The sequence below is a fragment of the Mesorhizobium sp. ArgA1 genome (assembly GCF_053714375.1).
Window position 1 is genome coordinate 390,286 of sequence record NZ_JBSKBQ010000003.1, and the last position, 25,866, is coordinate 416,151.

The 25,866-nt window shown below is 62.3% G+C and carries 29 protein-coding genes and 1 tRNA gene; 17 read left to right on the forward strand and 13 right to left on the reverse strand.

Features of this window, described 5'->3' with window-relative positions; all coding sequences use genetic code 11:
• Window positions 1-73 precede the first annotated feature (73 nt).
• Entirely contained in the window at window positions 74-289 is a 216-nt protein-coding gene (locus ACWGTI_RS11720; RefSeq protein ID WP_454587247.1) for a DUF2842 domain-containing protein, read from the forward strand.
• 116 nt (window positions 290-405) lie between these two features.
• On the opposite strand, the gene ACWGTI_RS11725 is transcribed toward ACWGTI_RS11720, so the two are convergent.
• Window positions 406-1,464, reverse strand: coding sequence for a polysaccharide deacetylase family protein (locus ACWGTI_RS11725; RefSeq protein WP_454587248.1), 1,059 nt, complete (start codon window positions 1,462-1,464; stop codon window positions 406-408).
• A gap of 92 nt (window positions 1,465-1,556) precedes the next feature.
• Between ACWGTI_RS11725 and ACWGTI_RS11730 the strand changes: the two genes are divergently transcribed.
• Complete coding sequence (locus tag ACWGTI_RS11730; protein WP_454587249.1) at window positions 1,557-2,786, forward strand: GNAT family N-acetyltransferase; 1,230 nt, start codon at window positions 1,557-1,559, stop codon at window positions 2,784-2,786.
• Between the two features lie 71 nt (window positions 2,787-2,857).
• Here ACWGTI_RS11730 and ACWGTI_RS11735 read toward each other — a convergent pair whose 3' ends face one another.
• On the reverse strand, window positions 2,858-3,568 hold the full coding sequence (locus ACWGTI_RS11735; protein WP_454587250.1) for a GntR family transcriptional regulator: 711 nt from the start codon (window positions 3,566-3,568) through the stop codon (window positions 2,858-2,860).
• Between the two features lie 262 nt (window positions 3,569-3,830).
• On the opposite strand from ACWGTI_RS11735, the gene ACWGTI_RS11740 reads away from it, so the two are divergent.
• From ACWGTI_RS11740 to ACWGTI_RS11765, 6 genes are all read left to right on the forward strand, one after another.
• Window positions 3,831-4,919, forward strand: coding sequence for an ABC transporter ATP-binding protein (locus ACWGTI_RS11740; RefSeq protein ID WP_454587251.1), 1,089 nt, complete (start codon window positions 3,831-3,833; stop codon window positions 4,917-4,919).
• Between the two features lie 35 nt (window positions 4,920-4,954).
• Entirely contained in the window at window positions 4,955-6,244 is a 1,290-nt protein-coding gene (locus ACWGTI_RS11745; RefSeq protein ID WP_454587252.1) for an ABC transporter substrate-binding protein, read from the forward strand.
• A 90-nt stretch (window positions 6,245-6,334) separates the two neighbouring features.
• The gene (locus ACWGTI_RS11750) at window positions 6,335-7,246 is read left to right on the forward strand and encodes an ABC transporter permease (protein WP_454587253.1); all 912 of its coding nucleotides are present in this window, start codon (window positions 6,335-6,337) and stop codon (window positions 7,244-7,246) included.
• Window position 7,247: 1 nt separating this feature from the next.
• The gene (locus ACWGTI_RS11755; RefSeq protein WP_454587254.1) at window positions 7,248-8,066 is read left to right on the forward strand and encodes an ABC transporter permease; all 819 of its coding nucleotides are present in this window, start codon (window positions 7,248-7,250) and stop codon (window positions 8,064-8,066) included.
• A gap of 2 nt (window positions 8,067-8,068) precedes the next feature.
• Window positions 8,069-8,815 carry an aspartate/glutamate racemase family protein gene (locus ACWGTI_RS11760; RefSeq protein WP_454587325.1) on the forward strand — a complete coding sequence of 249 codons (747 nt, stop codon included), beginning with the start codon at window positions 8,069-8,071 and terminating at the stop codon, window positions 8,813-8,815.
• A gap of 3 nt (window positions 8,816-8,818) precedes the next feature.
• Window positions 8,819-9,655, forward strand: coding sequence for a GNAT family N-acetyltransferase (locus ACWGTI_RS11765; RefSeq protein WP_454587255.1), 837 nt, complete (start codon window positions 8,819-8,821; stop codon window positions 9,653-9,655).
• A gap of 146 nt (window positions 9,656-9,801) precedes the next feature.
• Here ACWGTI_RS11765 and ACWGTI_RS11770 read toward each other — a convergent pair whose 3' ends face one another.
• Window positions 9,802-12,012, reverse strand: coding sequence for a GumC family protein (locus tag ACWGTI_RS11770; protein ID WP_454587256.1), 2,211 nt, complete (start codon window positions 12,010-12,012; stop codon window positions 9,802-9,804).
• 263 nt (window positions 12,013-12,275) lie between these two features.
• Here ACWGTI_RS11770 and ACWGTI_RS11775 point away from each other — a divergent pair, with 263 nt between their 5' ends.
• The 4 genes from ACWGTI_RS11775 to ACWGTI_RS11790 all read left to right on the forward strand — a co-directional run bounded on the left by ACWGTI_RS11775 (window position 12,276) and on the right by ACWGTI_RS11790 (window position 16,889).
• Window positions 12,276-12,839 carry a polysaccharide biosynthesis/export family protein gene (locus ACWGTI_RS11775; protein ID WP_112561792.1) on the forward strand — a complete coding sequence of 188 codons (564 nt, stop codon included), beginning with the start codon at window positions 12,276-12,278 and terminating at the stop codon, window positions 12,837-12,839.
• 7 nt (window positions 12,840-12,846) lie between these two features.
• On the forward strand, window positions 12,847-13,977 hold the full coding sequence (locus ACWGTI_RS11780; protein ID WP_454587257.1) for a glycosyltransferase: 1,131 nt from the start codon (window positions 12,847-12,849) through the stop codon (window positions 13,975-13,977).
• 84 nt (window positions 13,978-14,061) lie between these two features.
• Window positions 14,062-15,597, forward strand: a complete 1,536-nt coding sequence (locus tag ACWGTI_RS11785) for an undecaprenyl-phosphate glucose phosphotransferase (protein WP_454587258.1) — start codon at window positions 14,062-14,064, stop codon at window positions 15,595-15,597.
• On the forward strand, window positions 15,594-16,889 hold the full coding sequence (locus tag ACWGTI_RS11790; RefSeq protein WP_454587259.1) for an O-antigen ligase family protein: 1,296 nt from the start codon (window positions 15,594-15,596) through the stop codon (window positions 16,887-16,889). Before ACWGTI_RS11785 ends, ACWGTI_RS11790 begins: the two co-directional genes overlap by 4 nt.
• A 33-nt stretch (window positions 16,890-16,922) precedes the next feature.
• Here ACWGTI_RS11790 and ACWGTI_RS11795 read toward each other — a convergent pair whose 3' ends face one another.
• Together ACWGTI_RS11795 and ACWGTI_RS11800 are read right to left on the reverse strand one after the other, a co-directional pair.
• On the reverse strand, window positions 16,923-17,906 hold the full coding sequence (locus tag ACWGTI_RS11795; RefSeq protein ID WP_454587260.1) for a glycosyltransferase family 8 protein: 984 nt from the start codon (window positions 17,904-17,906) through the stop codon (window positions 16,923-16,925).
• A 37-nt stretch (window positions 17,907-17,943) separates the two neighbouring features.
• The gene (locus ACWGTI_RS11800; protein WP_454587261.1) at window positions 17,944-18,912 is read right to left on the reverse strand and encodes a glycosyltransferase family 8 protein; all 969 of its coding nucleotides are present in this window, start codon (window positions 18,910-18,912) and stop codon (window positions 17,944-17,946) included.
• A 145-nt stretch (window positions 18,913-19,057) separates the two neighbouring features.
• Between ACWGTI_RS11800 and ACWGTI_RS11805 the strand changes: the two genes are divergently transcribed.
• A tRNA-Pro gene (locus ACWGTI_RS11805) sits at window positions 19,058-19,134 on the forward strand.
• 95 nt (window positions 19,135-19,229) lie between these two features.
• Here ACWGTI_RS11805 and ACWGTI_RS11810 read toward each other — a convergent pair.
• The 3 genes from ACWGTI_RS11810 to ACWGTI_RS11820 all read right to left on the reverse strand — a co-directional run bounded on the left by ACWGTI_RS11810 (window position 19,230) and on the right by ACWGTI_RS11820 (window position 20,982).
• Window positions 19,230-19,607 (reverse strand): CatB-related O-acetyltransferase, encoded by a 378-nt coding sequence (locus ACWGTI_RS11810; RefSeq protein WP_454576065.1) that lies wholly within the window; start codon window positions 19,605-19,607, stop codon window positions 19,230-19,232.
• A 377-nt stretch (window positions 19,608-19,984) separates the two neighbouring features.
• On the reverse strand, window positions 19,985-20,443 hold the full coding sequence (locus ACWGTI_RS11815; protein ID WP_454587262.1) for a YbaK/EbsC family protein: 459 nt from the start codon (window positions 20,441-20,443) through the stop codon (window positions 19,985-19,987).
• A 122-nt stretch (window positions 20,444-20,565) separates the two neighbouring features.
• A complete protein-coding gene (locus ACWGTI_RS11820; RefSeq protein WP_454587263.1) occupies window positions 20,566-20,982 on the reverse strand; it encodes a helix-turn-helix domain-containing protein in 417 nt (138 codons plus the stop codon).
• A gap of 161 nt (window positions 20,983-21,143) precedes the next feature.
• Here ACWGTI_RS11820 and ACWGTI_RS11825 point away from each other — a divergent pair, with 161 nt between their 5' ends.
• Complete coding sequence (locus tag ACWGTI_RS11825; RefSeq protein WP_454587264.1) at window positions 21,144-21,758, forward strand: hypothetical protein; 615 nt, start codon at window positions 21,144-21,146, stop codon at window positions 21,756-21,758.
• A gap of 170 nt (window positions 21,759-21,928) precedes the next feature.
• On the forward strand, window positions 21,929-22,138 hold the full coding sequence (locus ACWGTI_RS11830) for a hypothetical protein (RefSeq protein WP_454587265.1): 210 nt from the start codon (window positions 21,929-21,931) through the stop codon (window positions 22,136-22,138).
• A gap of 232 nt (window positions 22,139-22,370) precedes the next feature.
• On the opposite strand, the gene ACWGTI_RS11835 is transcribed toward ACWGTI_RS11830, so the two are convergent.
• Window positions 22,371-22,574 carry a hypothetical protein gene (locus tag ACWGTI_RS11835; RefSeq protein WP_454587266.1) on the reverse strand — a complete coding sequence of 68 codons (204 nt, stop codon included), beginning with the start codon at window positions 22,572-22,574 and terminating at the stop codon, window positions 22,371-22,373.
• Between the two features lie 51 nt (window positions 22,575-22,625).
• Between ACWGTI_RS11835 and ACWGTI_RS11840 the strand changes: the two genes are divergently transcribed.
• Both ACWGTI_RS11840 and ACWGTI_RS11845 read left to right on the forward strand, forming a co-directional pair.
• Window positions 22,626-22,886 (forward strand): hypothetical protein, encoded by a 261-nt coding sequence (locus ACWGTI_RS11840; RefSeq protein WP_454587267.1) that lies wholly within the window; start codon window positions 22,626-22,628, stop codon window positions 22,884-22,886.
• Between the two features lie 174 nt (window positions 22,887-23,060).
• Window positions 23,061-23,330 (forward strand): hypothetical protein, encoded by a 270-nt coding sequence (locus ACWGTI_RS11845; protein ID WP_235984482.1) that lies wholly within the window; start codon window positions 23,061-23,063, stop codon window positions 23,328-23,330.
• Between the two features lie 65 nt (window positions 23,331-23,395).
• Here the strand turns inward: ACWGTI_RS11845 and ACWGTI_RS11850 are convergent, their stop codons facing one another.
• The 4 genes from ACWGTI_RS11850 to ACWGTI_RS11865 form a co-directional block, all read right to left on the reverse strand.
• Entirely contained in the window at window positions 23,396-23,698 is a 303-nt protein-coding gene (locus tag ACWGTI_RS11850) for a hypothetical protein (protein WP_454587268.1), read from the reverse strand.
• A gap of 88 nt (window positions 23,699-23,786) precedes the next feature.
• The gene (locus tag ACWGTI_RS11855; protein ID WP_142868005.1) at window positions 23,787-24,329 is read right to left on the reverse strand and encodes a MerR family transcriptional regulator; all 543 of its coding nucleotides are present in this window, start codon (window positions 24,327-24,329) and stop codon (window positions 23,787-23,789) included.
• A gap of 135 nt (window positions 24,330-24,464) precedes the next feature.
• On the reverse strand, window positions 24,465-24,788 hold the full coding sequence (locus tag ACWGTI_RS11860; RefSeq protein WP_006201891.1) for an integration host factor subunit alpha: 324 nt from the start codon (window positions 24,786-24,788) through the stop codon (window positions 24,465-24,467).
• 103 nt (window positions 24,789-24,891) lie between these two features.
• Complete coding sequence (locus ACWGTI_RS11865; RefSeq protein WP_454587269.1) at window positions 24,892-25,863, reverse strand: beta-ketoacyl-ACP synthase III; 972 nt, start codon at window positions 25,861-25,863, stop codon at window positions 24,892-24,894.
• Window positions 25,864-25,866 lie beyond the last annotated feature (3 nt).

A 25,866-nucleotide genomic window follows, 5' to 3' on the forward strand; every position in this document is an offset into this window, starting at 1 on the left:
CGTCGCGCAGCAACTGGCGGGTTGCGCGGGCGCCTGCTTGGGCCTAAGCGAAGGCGGTCAACGAGAACGCCTCATGCCCATCCGCCTGAAAAAGCTGATCGGAACCTTCCTGCTGGTCGCGCTGGTCATCATCTATGCGCTGGTCGCGTCGATCATAGCGGTCGCGCAGTTGTCGGAATCCGGCCCGCTTGTGCACTTCCTGTTCTTCCTGTTCAGCGGCCTGCTCTGGGTGCTGCCGGCAATGGGCATCATCAAATGGCTGATCCTGGAGCCGCCGGTGAAGCGCTGAGGCAACCGTTTGCAGGTCGGCCTCACCTGAATATCGGCATAGCCTGGATCGTCACCATCTCAGATGGTCACCACCATCTCAGATGGTCACCACCATCTCAGATGGTCACCACCATCTCAGATGGTCACCACCATCTTGCCGGCATTGGCCAGCGGCGTCGTCACGCCCGACAGCATGGTGCGGATGTGGGCGACGCTCTGGTAGCGGCCATTGACCGAAATGCGCGGCAGCGCGTGCAGGAAGCCGGCATGCTCGGCATGCAGCACGCCATGTCGGGTGGTCACCGCCGAGGCGTAGCCGGCGTCGCGGGCGAAGCCCACTTCGCGGCAGCCGACAGCGCTGGCATAGCCATAGGGATAAGCGAGATGGCGCGGCACTTCGCCGAGCTGCGCCTGCAGCTGGCGCCTGACGTCGCCTATCTCGTGGCGCGCATCGGCTTCATCCAACCGCTTCAGATTGCGATGGTTGACCGTATGCGCGCCGATGGTCACCAGCCTGTGCCCGGCCATGGCGCGTATGTCGTCCCAGGTCATCAGCGTGCTTGAGCGCAGGCCATCGAGTTCGATGCCGTTCGAGCGCGCGAGGTTGCGCAGCACGGCGCGCTGATCCTCCTCGCGCACCTCAAGCGTCAGGTAGGCGTGCAAGCGCGCATTGGCTTGGAGCTTCTTGCCGTGGGTCGAGCAGTCGATCGAAACCGGCCCCTTCGGCGTCGCCAGCGTCAGCCGGTCGCGCGCGTTGACGATATCCTCGACGACGTCCCACCACAGGTCGGCGCTGCCGTCGATCAGGCCCGGCGCGACATAGATGGTGATCGGCGCGTAGTGCTTTTCCAGCACCGGCAGCGCTTCGGTCATGTTGTCGCGGTAGGCGTCGTCGGCGGTGATGGTGGCGAACTGGCCATCCTTGCCGCCGGCCTTGATGCGCTCGATCGCCTCGTCCAGCGTGACGAAGGCATAGCCCCTCGCCTTCATGTCGCCGACCAGGGCGTCGAGGAATCGCGGGGCAATGTTGAGGTGGCGGTTGACACCGTCGGGCTTCTCCGGCGTGGCGGTGACCCGGTGCAGCATCAGGATGGCGCCGATGCCGCCGACGAACGGTTTGGCCAGCGGTGCAAGGCCGGTAAAGCGGGCGATGTTAAGCGCCAGTTTCCGAACTGCCTCACCGCCGTCGATCATTCATTCACCTTTTGCGCCTAGGCTCAATCCAAGCACGGAACGCGCCGACGCGAACTCCCTGATCGCGACGAATACGCCTTAAGGATTGAGGTATGGTTGACGCCACCGCGTCATTTGACGGCAATCGGCTCGCCGCAAGCAAGGCGTCTGCGCGCGCGACGGCTTCCGACCAGACCATCCTGTCGGTGTCGATCGCCGACGCCGCGGCGCTGGCCGCCTACGCCGACTTCTGCCGTTCGGCGCTGTTTGCGCCGGCGCAGAGCGCTGCCTGGATCTGTGCATGGACAGCGCAAGCCAATCCCGATGCCATCGTCGCAACGCTGAAAATCGAGGACAGGCCGGTCTTCTCGCTGGCACTAGAAATCACGCCAACCGGTCCATTCCGCGTCGCCCGCTTCATGGGTGGGCGCCATGCCAACGGCAATTTCGCCGCCGCTGATAAAGCCTGGCTGGCAAAGGCCGATGCCTCGGTCGTCCGCACCCTTTTGACGGCAATCGCCAAGGCGCGTCCCGATATCGACCTTGTTGCGCTGGAAAGGCTGCTGCCCGACCTCGATGGCATTGCCAATCCATTGGCGGCATTCGCACATTTCCCCAGCCCCAATTTGTCGCTCGCCGTCGACCTCGATGGTGGCTTCGATGCGCTGCTGTCGCGTGCGAGTGGCAAGCGCAAGCGCAAGAAGCATCGTTCGCAGACGCGCAAGTTCGAGGCTGTCGGCAGTCATCGCCGCATCGAAGCGCGGACACCGGAAGAGGTGAACAGGCTGCTCGATGCCTTCTTCGCCATGAAGGAGTTCCGCTTCGCCAAGATGGGCATCGCCAATGTCTTCGGCGAGCCGGAGGTGCGTGCCTTCTTCCGCACTCTGTTCGCCAGCGCGCTGGGCGAGGAAAAACCGGCCTTCGTGCTACATGGGCTTGAGGTCGCCGGCAAGCTGCGCGCCATCACCGGCTCGAGCCGTTCGGGCAAACGCCTGATCTGCGAATTCGGCGCCATCGCCGAGGATGATCTCGGCCACACCAGCCCCGGCGACTTCCTGTTCTTCGACAACATCCAGGAAGCCTGCGAGACGGGCTTCGAAGTCTATGATTTCTCGGTCGGCGACGAACCGTACAAGCGGCTTTGGTGCGATATCGAGACCCAGCATTTCGAGGTCATGGTCCCCCTGACGCTGAAGGGTCGCGCGCTGGCGCTCGTCCTCCAGCAGGGGGCGCGGCTGAAAGCCTTCATCAAGAACAGCCCGACGATCTGGAAGCTAACCAAGATGCTGCGCCGCAAGGCGGCCGGGCAAACGGCAGCGCCGGCCACCGAGGATGAAAGCTAGCGCGGAATACCGCATTTTCGGGACGCCAAGTGCTGCTACGCGGCGATAAAATGCGGTGGCCGCCCTACCCTTCAAAAGTTGAGGGCTTCCCTGAGCGCCGGACCCGCCCTGACGCGCAGATCGAGGTCGGCTTCAATGTGGTCGATGTGATGCAGCATCAGCGCGCTGACCAGCCGGGAATCCCGGCGTTCCAGCGCACCGACGATGCCGGTGTGCTCGCTATGGCCGCAAGCAGACACGCCAGAGCGTCCGTAGAGAGCGATGACCAGCGACGAGCGGGCGACGAGTTCTTCCATGAAACGCTGCAGGATCGCATTGCCGGCCACCGAGGCGAGCAGCAGATGGAAATCGCCGGACGCCTTGATTTCGGCGCGCCGCGCGGTGGGGCCGCGCTCGGCAATGAAGCGGCCCTCCTCATCGAGTTGCGCCTTGAAGGCGGCGATGTCGGCGGCGGTGACGCGCTCGCAGGCCGCGATGGCGATGCCTGGTTCGATCAGCCGACGCGAGGCGAACACCTGGCGCGCTTCCTCCGGCGAAGGGTTGGCGACGAAGGCGCCGCGATTACGCTCGGTGCGCACCAGCCCTTCGAACGACAGCATCTGCAGGGCCGCCCGCGCCACGGTGCGTGACACCTCAAACAATGTGCCGACCTCGCCTTCCGACAATTTGGTGCCCGGCGTCAGCCGCCGGTCGACAATGGCGTCGCGCAGGTTGTCGCGGATCGCCTGGGCGCGATCCTGATTGGCGCTGTCAGCGGCATGGATATGATCGGCAATGTTCATGATGGCCCGTGTTCCCGCTTCCTTCTAACGCGACTCCCGCTCCGCGCACGAGAGCAAAGTGAATACAAAGCCAAAAAAGATTGCATACGATTTTTGTGCATTTCGCGCACAATAGCCCATAATTTGTGCAACGCACAAGCATGCCATTTCGAGCGGCACCGCCTCCGATTCCAGATTTTTCCGACAATTCAAGTGCTTGGCCCCGCGGCCGGAGATTGGCACGCATGATGCTTGGCTAATGCGAGCCAACCGGGGAAGCCTGATGTCCAAAGCCGCCGAAATCGACATCGTGTCCGTTTCGAAAGTCTATGGAACAACGACCGCCGTCGAAGACATCAGCCTGAAGATACCGGCCGGCACCTATTGCTGCCTGCTCGGCCCCTCCGGCTGCGGCAAGACCTCGACGCTGCGCATGATCGCAGGGCACGAAAGCATCTCGTCGGGGGATGTGCGGCTCGGCAACACCGTCGTCACCGACCTGCCGCCGGCCAAGCGCGGCACCGCGATGATGTTCCAGTCCTACGCCTTGTTCCCGCATCTCGACCTCATCGACAACGTCGCCTTCAGCCTGAAGATGAAGGGCATCGACAAGGAACAGCGCCGCGCCAAGGCCCTCGACATGCTCAAGCTGATGCAGATGGAGGCCTATGCGACGCGCAAGCCGGCGCAGCTTTCCGGCGGCCAGCAGCAGCGCGTCGCGCTGGCGCGCGCGCTGATCACCGACCCCGAGGCGCTTCTGCTCGACGAGCCGTTGTCGGCGCTCGATCCGTTCCTGAAGATCCGCATGCGCGCCGAGCTGAAGAAACTGCAGACCTCGCTAGGCATCACATTCGTCCACGTCACCCACAGTCAGGAGGAGGCCATGGCCCTAGCCGACCTGATCGTGGTTATGAACGATGGCCGCATCGAACAGGCGGCGCCTCCGCGTGACGTGTTCGAGCGGCCGGCCACGGCCTTTGTCGCCCGCTTCATGGGCGACCATAACGTCATCTCGGGCCGCGTCACCGGCGCACGCGACGGCATGGTGGTCTTCGACGTCAATGGCGGCGGCTCCCTTGCCGCAAGCGGCCAGGGCCAGGATGCGGGCGCACCGATCGACATCGCCATCCGCACCGACCATGTGCGCATCGGTGAAGCGCCCTCACCCGGCCTCGGCTTCACTGGCATCGTCTCAAACATCGAGTATCGCGGCCATTCCGTAAAGCTGTCTGTCAACGGCGCCGGCATCGACGACTTCACGGTGATCGTCGACGATTCTGATTTCTTCGCAAAGCCGGTCGCCGTCGGCGATGCCGTGCCGCTCGCCTGGGACTCCGAAGACGCCATCGTCCTCGGACGCCTTCATTCATGAATTCAACGAAGCAAAACAAAGACAGGGGAACTAACATGACAAACACTATAGAAACCAAGACTGGCATTTCGCGCCGCTCGCTGCTCAAGACGGGTGCCGCCGCCGTAGCCCTCGCCGCGGGCTCGGGCGTCATCACAGGCTTCCCGACCATCTGGGCGCAGTCCAACATCACGCTGCGCCAGTTCGGCACCGGCGTGTCGAACCTGAATGCCATTGCCGACAAGTGCAAGGCCGACCTCGGCATCACGCTGGAAATGACGGCGACCGATTCCGATGCCGCAGCTCAGCGCGCGGTGACCCAGCCCGACAGCTACGACATTGCCGACATCGAATACTGGATCTGCAAGAAGGTGTTCCCGAGCGGCGTGCTTCAGCCGATGGATGTCAGCAAGTTGAAATATTACGACGAGCTGGTGCCGCTCTTCAAAACCGGCAAGCTCACTCCCGATAGCGTCATCGCCCAGGGCACCGCGCCGCACACCGTCGGCTATGTCGAGGCGCAGGATTCAAAGACCTTCGCCAAGGCGCCGACCAACTGGTTCACCATGGTGCCGACCATCTACAACGCCGATACGTTGGGCATCCGGCCCGACCTCGTCGGCCGCGACATCACCACCTGGGCCGACATCATGGACCCGGCCTTCAAGGGCAAGACCGCGATTCTCAACATCCCATCCATCGGCATCATGGATGCGGCCATGATCATGGAGGCCACCGGCAACATCAAATATGCAGACAAGGGCAACATGACCAAGGAAGAAATCGACAAGACCATCGACTTCCTGATCAAAGCCAAGCAGGCGGGCCAGTTCCGTGCCTTCTGGAAGTCGTTCGACGAGAGCGTCAACCTGATGGCATCGGGCGAAGTGGTCATCCAGTCCATGTGGTCACCGGCGGTCGCTGCCGTGCGCTCGAAGGGCATCGCCTGCCGCTTCCAGCCGCTCAAGGAAGGCTACCGCTCATGGGGCGGCGGCCTTGGCCTTGCCGCGCATCTCAAGGGCGCCGAGCTCGACGCGGCCTACGAATACATCAACTGGTATACGTCGGGCTGGGTCGGCGGCTATCTCAATCGCCAGGGCTACTACTCGGCCAATATGGTCTCGGCCAAGAAGTTCATGTCCGAGGACGAATGGGGCTACTGGATCGAGGGCAAGCCCGCCAAGGGCGAGATCAAGGCACCGGATGGCACCGTCATGGAAAAGGCCGGCGCCGTGCGCGACGGCGGCTCGTTCGAAGAGCGCATGGGCAAGGTCGCCTGCTGGAACTCGGTCATGGACGAGGACCGCTACATGGTTAAGCGCTGGAACGAGTTTATCGCGGCGTAAGGGAGCAAGCAGCATCCCTCCTCTACCCCTTCTCCCCTCCCGGGAGAAGGGAACGCGGTTCAGGCCGCATCGCCAAACCCGAGAGCATTGATGACAGTCGCGCTCGAACGCCCCGCCATCGCCGCCGCCAGTCCCAGCAAGCGCAGCCGCTTCTCGCCCGGTGCCGTCGCGCCCTATCTGCAGTCAGCGCCGCTGGCACTCATCCTCGGTGCGTTCCTGCTGCTGCCCATCATCATGATCGCCGTCGTGTCTTTCTGGGATTACGACTTCGCTGCCATGTATCCTGATTTCCTGACGACGAACTATTCCGACGTGCTTGGCTCCTGGGTGACGTGGAAGACCTATCTCAATACCATCAAGTTCGCTGCCATCGTCTGGGCGCTGACGTTGTTCATAGGCTTCTGGGTCGCCTATTTCCTTGCCTTCCACATCCGCACCACGGCCATGCAAATGGTGCTGTTCCTGGTCTGCACGGTGCCGTTCCTGACCTCCAACATCATCCGCATGATCTCGTGGATCCCGGTGCTCGGCCGCAACGGGCTGATCAATTCGACGCTGGTGCACATGGGGCTGGTGCCGAAGCCGATCGAGTGGCTGCTCTATTCCGAATTCGCGGTCGTGCTGGCCATGGTGCATCTCTACACGCTGTTCATGGTGACGCCGATCTTCAATACGTTGATGCGCATCGACCGCTCGCTGTTCGAGGCGGCGCGCGATGCCGGCGCGTCCGGCTGGCAGGTGCTGTGGAACGTCGTCATCCCGCTGGCCAAGCCCGGCATGGCGATCGGCACGATCTTCGTCGTCACGCTGGTGATGGCCGATTTCTCCACCGTACAGGTGATGTCGGGCGGCCAGAGCGCATCGGTCGCACTGATGATGAAGAACCAGATGTCGCTGCTGCAGTATCCCGCAGCCGCCGCCAACGCGGTCGTGCTCCTGGTGCTGGTGCTGTTGATGGTCGCCGGCGTCCTGCGCATCGTCGACATCCGCAAGGAGCTTTGAGGTGAGCCACGAAAAACGCACCCTCGAATTCTATGTGCTTGCCGCCTTCTTCACTCTGTTCGTCCTGTTCCTCTATGGCCCGCTATCGGCGATCCTGATCCTTTCTTTCCAAGGCGAGACCGGCGGCCTCACCTTCCCGCTCAATGGCGTGTCGCTGCATTGGTTCGCCAATCTGTTCGAGCGCCAGGCGGTCGGCGATTTCGGCGGCAGCTTCAAGCGCTCGCTGGTGCTCGGCCTGATGGTGATGATCGTCACCGTCATCGTGTCGCTGCTGGCAGGGCTCGCTTTCCGGCAAAAATTTCGTGGCGCCACCGCGCTGTTCTACCTGGCGGTCGCCAGCCTCGTCGTACCCTCGATCATCATTTCATTGGGCATCGGCGTCGTCTTCCAGCAGGTCGGCTTTCGCCCGGCCTGGTACACGTCAGCCTTCGGCGCGCACCTCACCTGGACCTTGCCCTTCGGCGTGCTCATCATGTTCGCCGTCTTCAACCGCTTCTCGCCCGCCTATGAGGAAGCCGCGCGTGACCTGGGCGCCAACTCCTGGCAGACCTTCGCCCATGTCGTGCTGCCAATGATCGCGCCGAGCCTGATTGGCGTCGGCCTGTTCGGCTTCACGCTGTCCTATGACGAGTTCGCCCGTACGCTGATGACGTCGGGCACCTTCAACACGCTACCGCTCGAGATCTACGGCATGACCACCAATGTCACGACGCCGGTGCTCTACGCACTGGGCACCGTGACCACCGTGTTTTCCTTCCTGGTGATCCTGGCAACACTGGGCGCCATCCTCTATGTCGGCCGCAGGCGGGCCAGGGCTTGATTGTGCAAATACTGGTGGTGAACCCCAACACGACGGCGAGCATGACTGAGACGATCGCCGCGGCGGCGCGCGGCGTTGCCGGCGCGCGGACAGAGGTGATCGCGGTCACCTCCTCGATGGGGCCGGCCTCGATCGAGGGCTATTATGACGAAGCATTGGCCGTGCCCGGCCTTTTGCTGGAGATCGCCGCCGGCGAACGTGCCGGGGCGCAGGCCGCCATCATCGCCTGCTTCGACGATACCGGCCTGGACGCCGCACGCGCCATGGCCTCCATTCCGGTCATCGGCATCTGTGAGGCCGCACTCAGTGTCGCCTCGTACATTGCCCAGCGCTTCACAGTCGTAACGACGACCGAACGCTCGCGTGTCCCTGTCGAGGGGCTGGTGCAGCGCTACGGCATGGCCGGGCGCGCCCGCGTGCGCGCCGCCGACATTGCGGTCCTTGCCCTTGAGGATCCGACGTCGGGCGCCGTCGAGAAACTGCGCGGCGAGATTGCCTGTGCCATTGAGGAGGACCGTGCGGAGGCCATCGTGCTGGGCTGCGCCGGCATGGCCGACCTCGCCCACCAGTTGCAGGAGGAGTTCGACCTGCCGGTCATCGACGGCGTCGGCGCGGCGATCAAGCAGGCCGAGGCGCTGATCGCATTGGGGCTGTCGACCTCGAAGCGCGGTGCCTATGCCAGCCCGCTGGCCAAGTCCTATCGCGGTATGCTGAAATCCTTCTCGCCCGGGACTATCGCCGCAGAGTGAGCCATGAAGCCGACCATCCGTGCGCTGTCACTACAAGAACTGGCCGTTCTCATCGACTGGGCGGCAGCTGAAGGGTGGAACCCTGGCCTTGGCGATGCCGCCGCATTTCAGCCGACCGACCCTGAAGGCTTCATCGGCGCCTTTGTCGGCAACGAGATGATCGCCGCCATCTCGGCTGTCGCCTATGGCGGCAATTTCGGTTTCATCGGTCTCTACATCTGCCGACCAGACATGCGCGGCCAAGGCCACGGCAAAGCGGTCTGGAGCGCCGGCATGGCCAGGCTGGCCGGCCGAACAGTCGGGCTCGACGGCGTCGCGGCGCAGTTGGCCAACTACCGGCGCAGGGGATTCAGGCCAGCTTACGAAACCATCCGCTTCAGCGGCCGTACCGCGACCCCGCCCGTCCGAAGCGAAGGGGTGCGAATGATAACCACGCAGCTCTTGCCCGACATCATCGCCTATGACGCCCGCTGTTTTCCCGCACCTCGGCGAGCCTTCCTACACCGTTGGGCGCAACCACCGCATCGCGGGTTCGCCGCGATCAGTTCACTCGGCACCACTGGTTACGCCGTGGCTCGTCCCTGCCGTTCGGGTTACAAGATCGGCCCGCTGTTTGCCGACGATACCGAGACCGCGATGCAACTCCTGCACGGCCTGGCTGGTGCCTGCGAAGGCGGCGATCTGCATATCGACGTTCCCGCCGACAATATCGATTTCACTACGGCGCTTGCAGCGATTGGTTTTAGGCCGACCTTCACCACCACCCGCATGTACAAAGGTCCGCCTCCGAAGGTCGACCCGCGCCGAATATTTGGTGTGACGACCCTGGAGTTGGGGTAGATCGGCGCAGCCTGACAGGCTTGGCCAGGCATTTGCGTTTCTTCAAGACGTGCGGCTGAGAGCTCGGTTTTGTGAACCGACACGCGATGGTCGATCGACTCTGCAAGAAACTGGTGGGCGCCGCCTAAGTAGAAGTGTCTGATGTCTCAGGCGGCGCTACGTCGTCCCGGCACGGGGTTTCCCGGCGTCTCATGGCCTACCGGCGTCACCAGAGTGAGGTCGGGATAGCCGCTTTCGATCAACTTGACGGCGGCCTGCGCCACCTCATCGTCCGCTTGCAGCATGGAGAGGAAGACCTCGGTGCTGTCGCCGACGAGTCGGCCGATGCCGTGCGCATCGGCCGGTCCGCATTCGACAATGACCAGATCATAGGCGGTGGTCAGCGACTGCATGATGATCGGCAGCCGGTCGGCGGCGCGCATGGCACGAACCGGATCGGCGGTGCCAACGGGAATGACATGGCAGTCGGAATAGAGGTCAGCGTGGATGACGTCGCTGAACTGCGCTTCCGAAGCCAGCAGATTGGTGATGCCGGGGAACAGCCCGCTGTCCAGCATCGGTCGCGAGGCGGCGCCCGATGCAGTCAGGTCGAGCAGCAGCACGCGCAGGCCGGCGTCGGCGACTTCGCGCGCCACCAGCACGGCCGAGGCCGCGGCCTCGTCGCCTTCAGGCGACACGAAGATGGCGCGCGCGGCGCCGCTGGCGATCAGCTTTTCCGCCGCCTTCTCGACATCGATCTCGCCAAGGCTGGAGCGTACCGGTTCGGGTTCGGCGTCAGCGACCGCTGCTTCTTCCAGCGCTGTGGGAGTCGACCCGGGAACCGCCTTCGGCTCCACTTCGGCTTCCATGTCCGCCGGCCGATCTTCCGCCTCCTCGACCGCAGCCGCCGGTTCCGGCTCAACAGCCGGCACCGACGCGGCTGGCATCGCAACCTGTTCGATGCGCTCCAAGCGGGCGCCGGGGGCTGGACGCATGGCACGGCCCGAAAACAGTTCCTGCAGAAGCGTGATGATCGACATCAGCAGCAGCGAGCCGACGAAGGCGGCGCCGACGATCGGGACGAGTTTGGGGAAATAGGGTTCGGACGGCACGCGCGCCTCGGAAAACACGCTGGCATCGACCGGCAGATAATTCTTGCGCGAGGACACTTCGCGGAAACTCGCCATATAGGATTCAAGCTGCTGGCGTCGGACATTCGCCTCGCGCTGCAGCGCATCCAGCTGGACTTGTTCCTCGCCGGCGCGCGACGCCGCCGCCTTAAGTTTGTTGACGTCCGACATAAGCTGATTTTCACGGGCCTGGGCGGTCTGCGCCTGGGTCAGCAATCCGCGCATGATCTTTTGCGCCTCGATGCGGATCTGACCGTCGAGATCGGCTAGCTGCGACCTCAGCGCCCGCAGACGCGGGTGATTGTCGAGCAAGGTTGTGGAAAGATCGGCGATGTTGGTTCTGAGCTCGATCTGACGCTCGCGCAGCCGCTGAATCAGATCGGAAGACAGAACTTCCGGTACGGCGTCCAGCGAGCCGCCATTCTGCAAGGCCTGGCGCACCCTTTCAGCCGTAGCCTCGGCCGAAGCGCGGTTGGCGCGCACACGCGACAGTTCGGTCGACAGTTCGGACAATTGCTGTGTCGCCAGCACCGAATTGTTGCCGCCCATCAACAGGTCCGACTGGGCGGAACGGAAGGCCGCGACCTTGGCCTCGGCATCCCTCACCTGCTTCTGCAGATCCTCTATCTCCGGTCCCAGGAAAGCGGTCGCGGCGGCGTTCGACTTGGTCTTTGCATCCGCCTGGTAGGCCAGGTAGCGGGCGGCAATGGCATTCGGAATGTCGGCGGCAAGCTTGGGATCTTCCGAGGAAAATTCGACGGCGATGGCGCGCGTCTTTTCCACGCCATAGACGTTGAGCTTGTCGCGCATCTTCATCAGCACGCGCTCTTCGAGCGGAATCTCTTGCGGGTCGCTCTTCAGCCCGGCAATGACCAGAAGCCGGCTTACCGGCGACATGCCGAGCGCATCGTTGAACTCCTGCTTGTCGCCCAGGTTCAGATCTTCAGCCACCTTATTGAGAATGTCGGACGAGGAAATGACCTGAACCTCTGTTGCCACGCCTTCCGCGTCGAGCACAGGTTTGTCGTCTTCATTGGTTCCAGCAGGCCGCGTATAGGCCGATTCGTTCAACTGGATTTTCAGCTGCGTCGTCGCCTTGTAGTGCGGCGTGGCAAGCCAGGCGAAGGCGAAGGCGAGACCGGTGACGACGAACGTGACCACAAGAATGCGCAGCCAGTTCCTCGCCAGACTGGCGAAGAGCTGTCTCAGGTCGACATCGACATCTGCGGCCGCGGACTGAACGGACATGCATTCCTGCTCCAGAACATGAGTCTAAGAGTACCGTAAACAACTATGGTAACTCAGGCGTTAAGATGGCGGTAAGCACCCGTTAGGGTTTGCTGACATCAGGCAAACAAAGGCCATGAAACTACTCGGCTTTTGTCGATTGCCGCCAAATCGGCCGCGTCCCTTTACCGGCCATTAACCCTAACAGGATGATAACGAACCCAGATCCTTAAGGTTTGCCGCCGCGTCATGGCGGCCACAGCGACGAAGGTGTGTGTCCGATCATGAAAAGCGCTGCTGGTCTGTTTCGCGCTCTGCTGGCCGTGTCGATGCTCGCCGGCTGCTCCAGCTACCGGCCGACGCCGGCGGCTTTCCACGAAGTGCTCGACCAGCCCTACCGGCTCGGCGCCGGTGACCGGGTCCGCGTCACCGTGTTCGAGCAGGATGGGCTGACCAACACCTACAGCGTCGACCAGTCCGGCTACATGTCCTTCCCGCTGGTCGGCGCCGTGCCGGCACGTGGTCACACGGCCCAGCAGCTGGAAAAAGAGATCGCCGACAAACTGCGGCAGGGCTATCTGCGCGACCCCGACGTGTCGGTCGAGATCGACCGCTACCGGCCGATCTTCGTCATGGGCGAAGTGGGCGCGGCCGGCCAGTATTCCTATGTGCCGGGCCTGACCGTACAGAAAGCGATCGCGATTGCCGGCGGCTTCTCGCCGCGCGCCAACCAGGAAAGCGTCGACATCACCCGCGACATCAACGGCAAGGTGATGACCGGCAGGGTGGTCACCTCCGACCCCTTGCTGCCCGGCGATACCGTCTACGTTCGCGAACGCCTGTTCTGACATCAACGTGGCGGACCAGCTCAGGATCGTCCACTGCTTTCGCTCACCCGTCGGCGGGATCTTCCGGCATGTGCGCGACCTGACGGAGGCACAGCTCGCCGCCGGGCACGTCGTCGGCATCGTCTGCGATTCGACCACAGGCGGCGAATACGAGGAACGCCTGTTCGACCAGATGAAGGACAGCCTGGCGCTGGGTATCCATCGCACGCCAATGCAGCGGCATGTCGGGCCGGGCGACCTCGCCTCCGCCTGGCGTACGTATCGAATCATCAAGGAATTGCGGCCGGACGTGTTGCATGGGCACGGCGCCAAGGGTGGCGCCTATGCCCGTCTGTTCGGTTCATTGTTGCGGGTATCAAGGTCTCGCGTAGCCCGCCTTTATTCGCCGCATGGTGGCTCCCTCCACTATGACGAAACGACGACCACCGGGAAGCTGTTCTTCGCGCTGGAGCGCTTCATGGCGCGCTTCACCGACTGCCTGCTGTTTGTCTCCGACTATGAGCGGCGGACCTATCGCAGGAAGGTCGGAGAACCGCCGATCCCCAACACGCTGGTCTATAACGGCCTGCGCGCCGCCGAGTTCGAGCCGGTGATTACACTGCCCGACGCGGCCGACCTGCTCTACATCGGCATGATGCGCGACCTCAAAGGCCCGGATATCTTCATCGACGCGCTTGCGCTGGCCGGCACGCACATCGAGCGTCGCTTGACCGCAGTCATGGTCGGCGACGGCGACGACCTGCCGCGCTACCACATGCAAGTGAAACGGCTGGGGCTCGAAAAACAGGTCCGCTTTCTGCCACCAATGCCAGCCAGGGACGCCTTTGCACTGGCCGACCTGGTGGTCGTGCCGTCGCGCGCGGAAGCCATGCCCTATATCGTGCTGGAGACACTGGCCGCCGGCAGGCCGATGATCGCCACCGCCGTCGGCGGCATACCCGAAATCTTCGGCGAGGAATCCCCTGCCCTGATCCGTCCTGACGCCCGCCAACTCGGCGACAAGATGGGCGCGGCGCTACGCGATCTCGACGCCTATCGGCGCGCCATGCCCGATACCGCCACCCTCAAGGCGCGATTCGGCGCCGATGTGATGGCTGTCGACATCGAAAAGGCCTATTTCGCCGCGCTCAGCAAATAGACTACCTACCAAAACCACAAGTTGTCTCAAGATTTTTTTAGCTGTATTCCGCTATGGTCATGGCGGAAGCTTGTGGGAAACGCGATGAACGAGACCGACCCCACGCGCCGCTTTTCGGCCGATGCGGTGCGCAAATTCGACGGTCCTGCCGAGAGCCCCACGCCCGGCGGCATGAACAGTGTTGCCCGCCAGGTCGCCTCGCAATACCGCCGCGATACGATGTCACCGGTCATGGTCAGCGGCGTGCTGCGCATCGTCGAATTCGCCTTGCTGTTCCTGTCGGGGCTTGCGCTCTACATCCATTTTGTCGGCTTCTTCCACTACCTCGCCTGGCAATATCCGCTGACCATCGCCGCGGCCTCGTTCCTGGCCGTGATGCTGCTCGACGTCTCCGACTGCTACCAGATCTCGGCCCTGATGCGGCCGGTCTCCAGCTTCGGCCGCGTGCTGATGGTATGGGCAGGCACGTTCGCGCTGATGGCGCTGACGGCCTTCATCATGAAGATGTCGGAGGACTATTCGCGCCTGCTGTTCGGCACATGGTTCGTTGTCGGCCTGCTTCTGCTGTTTGGCCTCAGGCTGGTGATGTCGAAGCTGATCCGAAGCTGGGCGCGCGACGGCCGCATGGAACGCCGCGCCGTCATCGTCGGCGGCGGCAAGGCGGCCGAAATGCTGATCCGCTCGGTCGAAAAACAGCCCTACAACGACATCCGCGTCTGCGGCATCTTCGATGACCGCGGCGACAAGCGCTCGCCGCCGATCGTGGCCGGCTATCCCAAGCTCGGCACCATTTCGGAGCTGATGGAATTCGCCCGTATCGCACGCATCGACATGCTGATCGTGTCATTGCCGCTGACTGCTGAAACGCGCGTTCTGCAGTTGCTCAAGAAGCTCTGGGTGCTGCCGGTCGACATCCGGCTCTCAGCGCATTCGAATGCACTGCAGTTTCGTCCGCGCGCCTATTCCTACATCGGCTCGGTGCCGATGCTCGACATCTTCGACAGGCCGATCAACGACTGGGATTCGGTCGCCAAGCGCGCTTTCGACATCGTCTTCTCGCTGATCGGCATCATCCTGTTTTCACCGGTGATGCTGGCGACAGCCATCGCCATCAAGCTCGACAGCAAGGGGCCTGTGCTGTTCAAGCAGAAGCGGCACGGCTTCAACAACGAGATTGTCGAAGTCTATAAGTTCCGCTCCATGTACACCGACCGCTCGGACCCGAGCGCCAAGCAGACGGTGACCAAGAACGATCCACGCGTCACCCGCGTCGGCCGCTTCATCCGCAAGAGCTCGATCGACGAACTGCCGCAGTTTTTCAACTCGCTGTTCGGCTCGCTGTCTCTGGTCGGTCCGCGCCCGCACGCGATCGCCGCTCAGTCGCACAACCTTCTCTACAATGAGGTGGTGGACGGCTATTTCGCCCGCCACAAGGTCAAGCCCGGCGTCACCGGCTGGGCGCAGATCAATGGCTGGCGCGGCGAGATGGATACCAATGAGAAGATCCGCATGCGCACGGAGTACGACCTCTATTACATCGAGAACTGGTCGATGCTGTTCGATTTGCGCATCCTGTTCCTGACGCCGCTGCGGCTGCTCAATACGGAAAACGCCTATTGAGCGCGATTTCGCATGAGGTACCGCCTTCGGCGGTCAACACGTTGCCGCCTTCTGCGGTCAACGCCAAGCTGATCGCACTGATATCCTCGGGCGCGGTGTTTTTTGGCGTCTTCCTCTCGGGCTTCGTCATCGACGAGCCGGCGCCTTACGATCTCTTCATGGTCGGGCTGATCGGGGTGTGGGCGCTGTTTGGCCTGCGCATATCGCGTGCTGCCGCGCCGCTGCTGGTGCTGCTGATCACGATGAACATCGGCGGCATGATTGCGATGACGCAGATGGCCGACCTCGCCAATACCCCGCTCTATCTCGCCGTGTCGCTGTTCCTCGCCTTCACCGCAGTGTTCTTCTCGTCGGTGACGGCGGTGCAACCCAGCCTCTACCGGCTCATCTTCATCGCCTATGTCTTCTCGGCGGTGGTGACAGCGCTGCTTGGCATTGCCGGCTATTTCCACGCTTTTCCCGGCGCCGACATCTTCACCAGATACGACCGCGCCCAGGGCGCCTTCCAGGATCCGAACGTGTTCGGGCCGTTCCTGGTGCTGCCCGGCATCTATCTGCTCTATCTGCTTCTGACCGGGTCGATCGCGCGCATGCCGCTGCTGGCGGTGCCGCTGCTGATCATCACCGCCGGCATCTTCTTTTCCTTCTCGCGCGGCGCCTGGGGCATGTTCGCCGTCTCGGCCATCCTGCTTACCGGCGCCCTGTTCCTCCAGAGCAACAGCGGCAAGTTCCGGATGCGCGTCGTCATCATGACCATTGCGGCGGTCACGCTGCTGGTGGTCGCGATGATCGTCATCCTGCAGCTGCCCGGTGTCAGCGAGATGTTTTCCAGCCGCGCCCAGCTGGAACAGAGCTATGACACGGCGCGGCTTGGCCGTTTCGCCCGCTACACGATCGGCTTCCAGATGGCGCTCGAGCATCCGCTCGGCATCGGACCGCTGGTGTTCGGCACCATCTTCGGCGAAGACACGCACGACATCTGGCTGAAGACGCTGATGGACTATGGCTGGCTCGGCTTCGTCTCGTTCCTGTCGCTGACGCTGTGGACGATCGCCGCCGGCTTCCGCATCCTTTTGCGCGACCGGCCCTGGCAGCCCTATCTGCTCTGCGCCTACGTCGCTTTCATCGGCAATATCGGGCTCGGCACCTTCATCGACATCGACCACTGGCGCCATGTCTACCTGCTGCTCGGCCTGATCTGGGGCGCGATCGCGCTGGAATACAGGCATCAGCGGGGATTGAGGGCGGAGGCGGCAATCCGAACCGATGGGAAAGGCGCCGAGTTCGGATGACTCCGCCCTGCCGATGGATTGCAGAGATTTCGCCTATCTCGCGATGCCGGCAACCCGCTCGGGGTATTGCACGGCAAGCATCGAATTGTCGGCGTGGCCGGCAAAGACGGCGCTGACCTTTTCGGCGTTGAATCGCGCCCTGCGTTTGCGCTTCTCGTCGTTCAGCAAAATGCCGCTAATAGCGTCGAACTTGCGTCCGAGGTTCTTCATGATGCCTCGCTTGATCGGCCAGCTGCGGCTGAAGCGCCCGGCCCAGGGCGTGTCTTTCGCCAGATCGCGATAGATCGCCATGGCGTCGACCTCGACACCGATCGGAGGGCGATCCCAAGGCTTGCCCCATGCGAAGTGGCGGGCATAGCACCTGCTGAAAGGGATCTGGCTGGTATAGTTGGTCATCACGTTCCAGAACGGATGCATCGTCTGCCACCTGCCCTCGAAAGCCAGGTTCAACGCACCTTGATCCATGCCATAGACCTGCTCGGACGCCAGCTGACGGGTACGCTCCAGAAGCCTCTCTTGCCTGACCAGCGGCATGTTGAACACCAGAACGCCGGCATTGAACTTCGGCGCTCCGGGCTGCATCTGCAGATGCTGTCGATACTTTGCGTCGAAATAGGTCTGCTCGTCGTGTGAGGCCAGCAGCGGAGCATTGAGCGGAACGTTGCAGAGGTCTGCTATCGATCTGTTGAAAAGCGCATCTGCGTCGGAATAGGCGATGCGGTCATATGGCTCGAATTCAGGCAATTGGTCGGCGAACAGCCTGATGTAGGTCGCAAGCGTGGGATGCGTTCCACGATTGAAGTTCGTCGCTTCCATGAACTTCGTTACGTCGATGATGCCGATCCTCCCGCCGAGCAAGCGCTCGCCGACAGATCGGTCTTCGGCGGGGATGATACCGGTGTGCAGAATAAAGCCGTCGACGGGGGCGGAGACATCCAGAACGCGGCGTGCCGCCAGACAGGCAAAGGGGAAGAATTTCTGGTCGGCCGCGAAAAAGAAACACGATTTCTGTGACATAGCCTGGTTCCCTAGCCGTCAATGCTCGTTACAGCTCTCAGTCGAATCCGCCGAGTATTTCTGGAAACTGCACAGCCATCGCCCCAGCATCGGCATGCTCGGCATACATCTTATGGACCTTACTGCCATCGTAGCGGGCGCGCCGCCGATATCGGTCCTTGTTCGGCAACATCCCCATGATGCCGTCAAACCGTCGGGCGAACCGCCTCATGACGCCGCGCTCGAAGGGAATGCGCTGCGTGAAGGGCTGGAGCCAGGGCGTATCCCTTGCCAGACCGCGCCAGACGGCAAGCGCCTCGGGCTCCACGTCGACCTGGCTCCCCCACGGCTTGCCGCCGGCGAAATGCCGCGCATAGGCTTGGGCGAACCGAAACTCCTTCGTATCGTTGGACATCAAATTCCAGTTCGGATGCATCGTCTGCCACTTGCCCTCGAAGACGATGTTCAGCGCGTTCTGATCGTTCATCTGCCCGGCGATGGCCACGTCCCTGGCGCGGTGCAAGAGGCCCTGTTCACGCACCGACGGCATATTGAAGACGATGATCCCCGCATTGAAGTAAGGCGCTCCCGGTTGCATCGACAACTTGTGCCGGTAGCCCGGGCGGAAGTACATATAATCGTCATGGGCGGCCAACAGCGGGGCATGCAAAGTCTGGCCCACCAGGTCACCGATATCCCGATTGAAGAGAACATCGCAATCGACATGGGCGATACGGTCATAGTCCGCGAACTGAGGCAGTTGGTCGGCGAAAAGCCGAACAAAGGTGCCGACATTGCTTGGCCGGAAGGTATGCCCGGCCTGCGCAAACAACGCCGATACGTCCATTATACGAAGGCGGTTCTTCAGCAGGCGGTCAGCAACACGCATATCGGGATCACGTGCGCCGACATGCAGGATGAAGCCTGGCGTTGCGTCTCCCGAAACGTCCAGAATTCTGCGCGCCGCCAAGCATGCATACGGCAAATAGTTGGCGTCAGCCGCTAGAAAAAAACAGGAACTTGCCACGCGCAACCCTTCTTATCGGTATTGGGCGAGCCATACCGTCTTGGCGTTGCGCCGACAAGGCTAGATGCCTGGCGACTTTTCCGGTCCAATGCGCCGTTTTAGCGCTTGCACCATAACCCTTGAAAATATATGGCTTTGCGCGGTCCGGAGTGTAGCGCAGCCCGGTAGCGCACTTGACTGGGGGTCAAGGGGTCGTCGGTTCGAATCCGGCCACTCCGACCAAACAACACAGGCGGTTAGCTGCTTCCCCCAAAGTGGCCACGTGATTTCTCAGCCGCATTGCAGCCACTCGCGAACAGGGTTCGTTTCTTACGAGGTCACGCTGCGTGTCGCTCCAGGAAAGGCTCGATGGGCCCCGTGAGAAAAGCAGCCTCCTGCTTGATCTTCTCGTCGCTCCATTCCCACCACCGGATCGCCAGCAATTTCGCAATGACGTCCTGCGAAAACCGATAGCGGATAAGCCTGGCCGGGACCCCGCCGACGATCGCATATGGCGGCACATCCTTGGTGACAACGGCGCCGGCCGCAACAATAGCGCCATCCGCGATGTGGACGCCTGGCATGATCAGTGCCTCGCGGCCGATCCAGACATCGTTGGCGATGGTAATGCCGACGGGTTTGCCGCCATGCGCATTGGGATCGGTCGAGTCCATCATGCGGCTGTGGATCGGAAAAGTGGTAGCAGCCCAAGGCACGTGGCTCCCCCCGGAACATTCAAAGCTGACGTTGCCGGCGACCGAACAGAACGCCCCAAGGGTCAACGGAGTGGCGTCAGACGCTCCAAGCACCTTCTTCCGGCTCACCCCATAGGTGTGACGTCCGACGGTCACGCTTGATGGCAGCTTGGATCGAAACGGGTTTTTCAGCCGTAGCCAGCCGGTCACAGTGGCCACCTCTGCCTCTGGTACCACAGATCTGCAGGGGTTCGCCACAGACAGTAGCGAGCAGTCCTTGCAATCGGTATCGCGCCGCGATGGCAAGGCTCGTTCTCACCATAGGCGATGTGGCCAAAAACGTCGTTCATTGCGTCACGTATAGTGAGTCGCCCAATCTTCTGCCAGCCGACGATTCGCTACTGGCACACATCGACCCATTCGGCGTTGACGATCTCTGCCATGCGCTGCGGGCTGAGCCGCACGGCGGCGTTGGTGGCGCCCGCAGCGGGCACGACCTCATCGAAGGCACGCAGCGAGACGTCGCAATAGACCGGCAGCGGCGCCGGCAGGCCGAACGGACAGACGCCGCCGACGGGGTGGCTTGTGGCGGCGACAACCTCATTGGCGTCAAGCATGCGCGGCTTGCCGCCGAAGCGGTCCTTGAATTTGCGGTTGTCGAGCCTCGACAAGCCGCCGGCCACGATCAACATCGTCTGCCCGCCGACGCGCAGGCAGATGGTCTTGGCGATCTGCGCCGGTTCGACGCCATGCGCCGCCGCTGCCAGCGCGACAGTCGCCGAACTGGCTTCGGTGACTAAAACTTCGACGTCAGGCGCATGGGCAGCCAGAAAGGCACGCACGGATTCAAGGCTCATTTCCAGTGTCTCTCCTCCATTCGATCCGCCGGCCAATCACCTACCAAACCACTCGAGCATGAAAAAGCTCGCCAGGGCAAACCATGGCGAGCTTGTGTCGAGAGACGCCTTGGCGTCGCTATTTATGAAACGGACCGATTTTCCACAGGCGCTGTCGGCGCTGGGGCATCGATCAAGGCCGTTTCGGGCAATTGCAATGCTGCGGCGATCCGGCGAAGTTTCGACGGATCGATGTCCTTGCCGCTCTCTATGTCGGTAATCTCGCTGGTCGACAGACCGCAGGTCAGGGAAAGCTCTTCAATACTGTATCCCTTTGTTTCCCGGATGGCTTTAAGGCCTGGGTGCTCAAGCGCAACATCGGCCGCCAGCCTGGAAAAGGGTTCGTGTTTTGCATTTTGGGGCATTGGCAACTCCATGGGGCTAAAGAGTTTTGGATCAAAATGGTAGGGTGTTGCCTGAGAGCCGGGACAATGCCCGCTCAAGGGTGATTTGCCAAGACCCAAACCGACCGTCACGGCATCGTGAACCGGCGTCAACACCGCTGGCGCCCGTCACATATGGGGTCTCCGCCCCGATCTCCCAATCAAGTTCTTTTGAAGGACTGCACGACGAAATATTCAGCGGTTTCGGCCCGCCCGCGCGTTAGCTTGATGTCGCTGGCAACCGCATCTGGCCAGCTTTCCCCAAAAGGATCAGACCCATGACATTGAAGACATCAGCCATCGTGCTCGCCACGATTTCAGGCCTCGCCGGCGCCAGCCTGGTCGAGGCGCAAGCCGCCGACGCCGTGCGCATTCGCGGCACCGTTGCCGCCTTTGCCGGATCGACGCTGACGGTGAAGACCCGCGAAGGCGCCACCGACGCCATCGCGTTGGCTGAAGGCTGGAAGATTTCCGGCGTCACCAAGGCGGACGCCGGGGATATCAAGCAAGGCGATTTCCTCGGCATTGCCTCGGTTTCAAAGGCCGATGGCGGCAGCGGCGCGCTGGAGGTGGTGATCTTCCCGGCTGCGCTCAAAGGCACCGGCGAAGGCGACCGTCCGTGGGATCTTGAGCCCAACAGCCGGATGACCAACGGCACGGTTGCCGATGTCACCGAGATTGCGGGCCGCACGGTGACGCTGACCTACGACAATGGCCAGAAAAAGCAGATCGCGATCCCGCAGACGACACCGGTGGTGACCTTCGCCCCGGCGACGCCGGCCGACCTTCAGCCTGGCGCTGTGGTGTTCGTCAACGCCGAGCGTGGCAGCGACGGCACGCTGACCGCGGGCCGGGTCGTGGTCGGCAACAACAGCATCGTTCCGCCGATGTGAAGGCGGTTGCTGCGCGTGCGCAGACGCCAGACACAATCCGGAAACAAAATTCTACAGTCCGGAAAAACTGTCGAAAAATTCGGAGGCGATAGTCACGGCTGCGGGGTTCACGTCACCGATCTTGCTCGGTGGCGGTCAAATTCAGCCCGCGCAGAAAAGGAAACGAAGTCATGAAGAAGTCCCTCCTGTCGGCTCTCGGGCTGGCTTTCGCCCTTGCTGTCTCTCTGCCGATCATCGGCGCCAGCAGTGCGGACGCAGCTCCGATGGCGAAGAAGCATCATCACCATCGTCATCATCACCACAAGCACCACAAGAAGCATCACCGCCATCATCATCACCACCACCATCACCACAAGATGGTGGAAGCCAAGAAGGCCTGAGCCGGCTGACTTGCCCGATGGGAAGGCCGGCCCTGGAGTCCTCGCCAAGGCCGCCTTCCCATTGGTTTTTCCCATGCGGGGTGTGGCAAGGTGAAGGCAGGATTCGATGGCGCCATGCGCCAGAAGGCGAGCAACCACAGCGCAGCCCAACGGACGTAGCAGGCGCAAGGCCGAGGCAGCACAGCGGTTGCGACCTACAGCACACCGCGGGTCTCAGTGTTGCCGGAACCCGCTAGGATGGCGCTGCGACCGCGAGCACTATCGCGATCAAAATCAAGAGCGGTCCCATCCATTTGAAATGCTTCGCGACCTGCAGCCACCACGGCTGCTGACCCGGCTGAGCCTGAAAAGGACTTTGGAGCAGTCCAAAGCCAACGCCTGTCACCCACAGCCCAACGCAGAACATGATGAACTCGTCGATGTAATTTGCGACCACGCCCCGCCTCCTCCGCCGGTATCTTTGGATTGGCGTTATAGCCGCAGCGGGGTGGGGCAGAAAGCGCGGCGCCAAGATGGCGACAGTGACTGCTGCCGCCACCTGACAGATCATCGTCTCTACGCCGGCGAGATCGTCTATCCCGGCGCTGGCTATGGCACTACCACCAACCCGGCGCTCGCCGGCGAAATCGAGCGGCTATGGCGCCTCGATCGGTCGCATTATCTGCGGCCGCGGCACAGCGGCCTGGCCCGTGTCTATGCCAGCGCGCTTCGCGCCAAGTGCAGGATCGATGCCAGCCGTTTCCACTAGGCGCCGGCTGTTTGCGGGGAAAAATCGACGCCGCGAAAAGACGCGAAGAAAATTCGAACCACGCATGAACCATTGTTCTGGAGGCCGCACTAACCCGGCATGGACGCCAGGAAGGCGATCCCAACCAGAAGGACGCCATGACGGCGATCCCATCCAGAGAAGGAAAATGCTCAAATGACCAACTTCAAGCGCATCACGCTCGCCGCGGCTTTCGTCGTCTCGGCCTTCGGTTCAGCCTCGGTTTCGACCTCGGCTTTCGCCAACGGCACACATCCCACCGGCGACGGCGGCGCAGTTTGCAAGGGCTCCGGCCATTGCCTGGTGCTCTCCATCGAGTGCAAGGGCACCTATACCGACGCCACCGACAAGAACGGCACGGTCTATGGCAAGTGCAGCCAGACCGCGCAGGTTTCGCCGCAGGGCAAGATCAAGCTCGCCAAGTAATCGGCCCCTGATCAAGGAAATGGCGACCGTCCATGAGACGGCCGCCATTTTCTCTCGTGCGACGTCTAGCGCCGGCTGAGCAACAGGCTGGCGACGAGACCGACCACAACCAGGCCCACGGCAGCCGCCGTTGCCGGATGGTCGCGCGCCGTCCTTTCGATCGCCCTGCCCTGCTTCCTGATTGCGGGCATGGCATCACTGATACGGTCGGCAAGCTGCCCATAGTAATCCGCAGCGGCCTCGCGCCCATCCTCGTAGTAACCGCCGCCGCGTTTGGCCATGGCTTTCCGCAAGGCGGCAAGCTCCTTGGAAAGGGTCGCGACCTGCTTTTCGAGATCGTAATCGGAGAGGGTCGAAAGCGATACCATGATTGTTTTCCTTCTTTTCAGAGAAGGCCAAACGCATGGCCGCAGAGCCGGTTCCGATTTTGCCTGCCTCTGGCAATTGCCTGGAGGCTTAGCGCACCTGATCGAGCAGACGCTTACATTCGAGAAGGTCGAACAGCGCCTCCTGCAGCAAGGCGCGGTTGTCGCGCGACAGTTTGGACGCGCCGGGCTGCACCGGACCTTCCTCCTCGGTCTTGCCCAAGCCGAAAAAGCGGCGGCTGGGCTTTACCTTGGGCTGGCCGACCAGCATCTCATCATCCATGCCGCGCGGCTGGGCGGCCGGCGTCAGCGGCACCTGATCGGCCTGCTTGCGCTGCGAGATCGCCTCGACGGCCGCCATGTCGCCATTGCCGATGGCGACCAGGAAGTGGTTGCCGTTCTCGCGCAGCAGTTTTTGCACGCCCTTGATCGTGTACCCCTGGTCATAAAGCATGTGGCGGATGCCCTTGATCAGTTCGACATCCTGCGGCCGGTAGTAGCGGCGGCCGCCGCCGCGCTTCATCGGCTTGATCTGGTTGAAACGGGTTTCCCAGAAGCGCAGCACGTGCTGCGGCAGATCGAGATCCTCCGCAACCTCGCTGATAGTGCGGAAAGCGTCGGGGCTCTTGTCCATGGGCGAAATCCTCACGCTGGACGGCGATCCAGCCTAGTCTGCCGAATCGGGTATTATTTCAGCGGTTTATGAAACAACATTCAAGCCCGGCGTCAAACCGGGGGCCGTTTTCAACCGAAGGTTTCGGCAGAAGACTTATTTGCCACCCTTGGCCTTGCTGTTCTGGTGGGAGCGCAGGATGCGGCTCTTGAGCACATTCGACGACTTGAAGGTCATCACCCGGCGCGGCAGGATCGGCACTTCCTCTCCGGTCTTGGGATTGCGGCCGATGCGTTCGTTCTTGGAACGGACATGGAAGGTGGCGAAGGACGACAGCTTCACCGTCTCGCCGCGTACGATGGCCTCGCAGATTTCGTCCAGTACCGCTTCGACGAGTTCTGCCGATTCAGTGCGCGACAGGCCGACCTTCCGGTAAACAGCTTCGGCAAGGTCGGCGCGCGTAAGTGTCTTTCCCCCCATGCGACCGTCCCATCAGCTCTAAAAACATAAATCTGTACAAGCAAAGGCAGAGCCTAAGTAATTGATCCGTCAAGGTCAAGGACCGAACCGGACCGTTCGGCACTTACCAGCGAATGAGAACCGCGCCCCAGGTGAAGCCGCCGCCCATCGCTTCCAGGAGCACGAGGTCGCCCTTCTTGATACGGCCGTCGGCGACGGCCACCGACAGCGCCAGCGGCACGGAAGCAGCCGAGGTGTTACCGTGCAAATCGACGGTGACCACCACCTTTTGTTCGGCAATCCCGAGCTTCTTGGCCGAAGCGTCAATAATGCGTTTATTGGCCTGATGCGGCACGAACCAGTCGAGGTCGTCGGCCGTGACGCCAGCCTGCGAGAACGTTGCCTCGATCACGTCGGTGATCATGCCGACGGCATGCTTGAACACTTCGCGGCCTTCCATCCTGAGATGGCCGACCGTGCCGGTGGTCGAGGGGCCGCCATCGACGAAAAGCTTTTCCTTGTGGGCGCCGTCGGAGCGCAGGCTCATCGCCAGCACGCCACGGTCGGCAATGCCGCCGGCGCCTTCATCCGCTTCCAGCACCAACGCACCCGCGCCGTCGCCGAACAAGACACACGTCGAGCGGTCGCTCCAGTCGAGGATGCGCGAAAACGTCTCGGCGCCGATCACCAGCACGCGCTTGGCCAGACCGCCTCTGATGTAGAGGTCGGCGGTGGTGACCGCATAGACGAAGCCCGAGCACACCGCCTGCATGTCGAAGGCAAAGCCGTGATGCATGCCGAGCCGGTTCTGGATCTCGACGGCGGTCGCCGGAAAGGTGTTGTTGGGTGTCGAGGTCGCCAACACGATGATGTCGATGTCGGCGGGCGTCAGGCCGGCGCTGTCGAGGGCGGCGCGCGCGGCGGCCTCGCCCAGCGACGCAGTCGTCTCGTCGTCAGCCGCAATATGGCGCTGGCGGATGCCGGTGCGCTGGGCGATCCACTCGTCGGAGGTCTCGACCATGCCTTCGAAATCGACATTCTTCATGATGCGGCGGGGCAGCGCGGCACCGGTGCCGCGCACGACTGATCTGATCAAGGT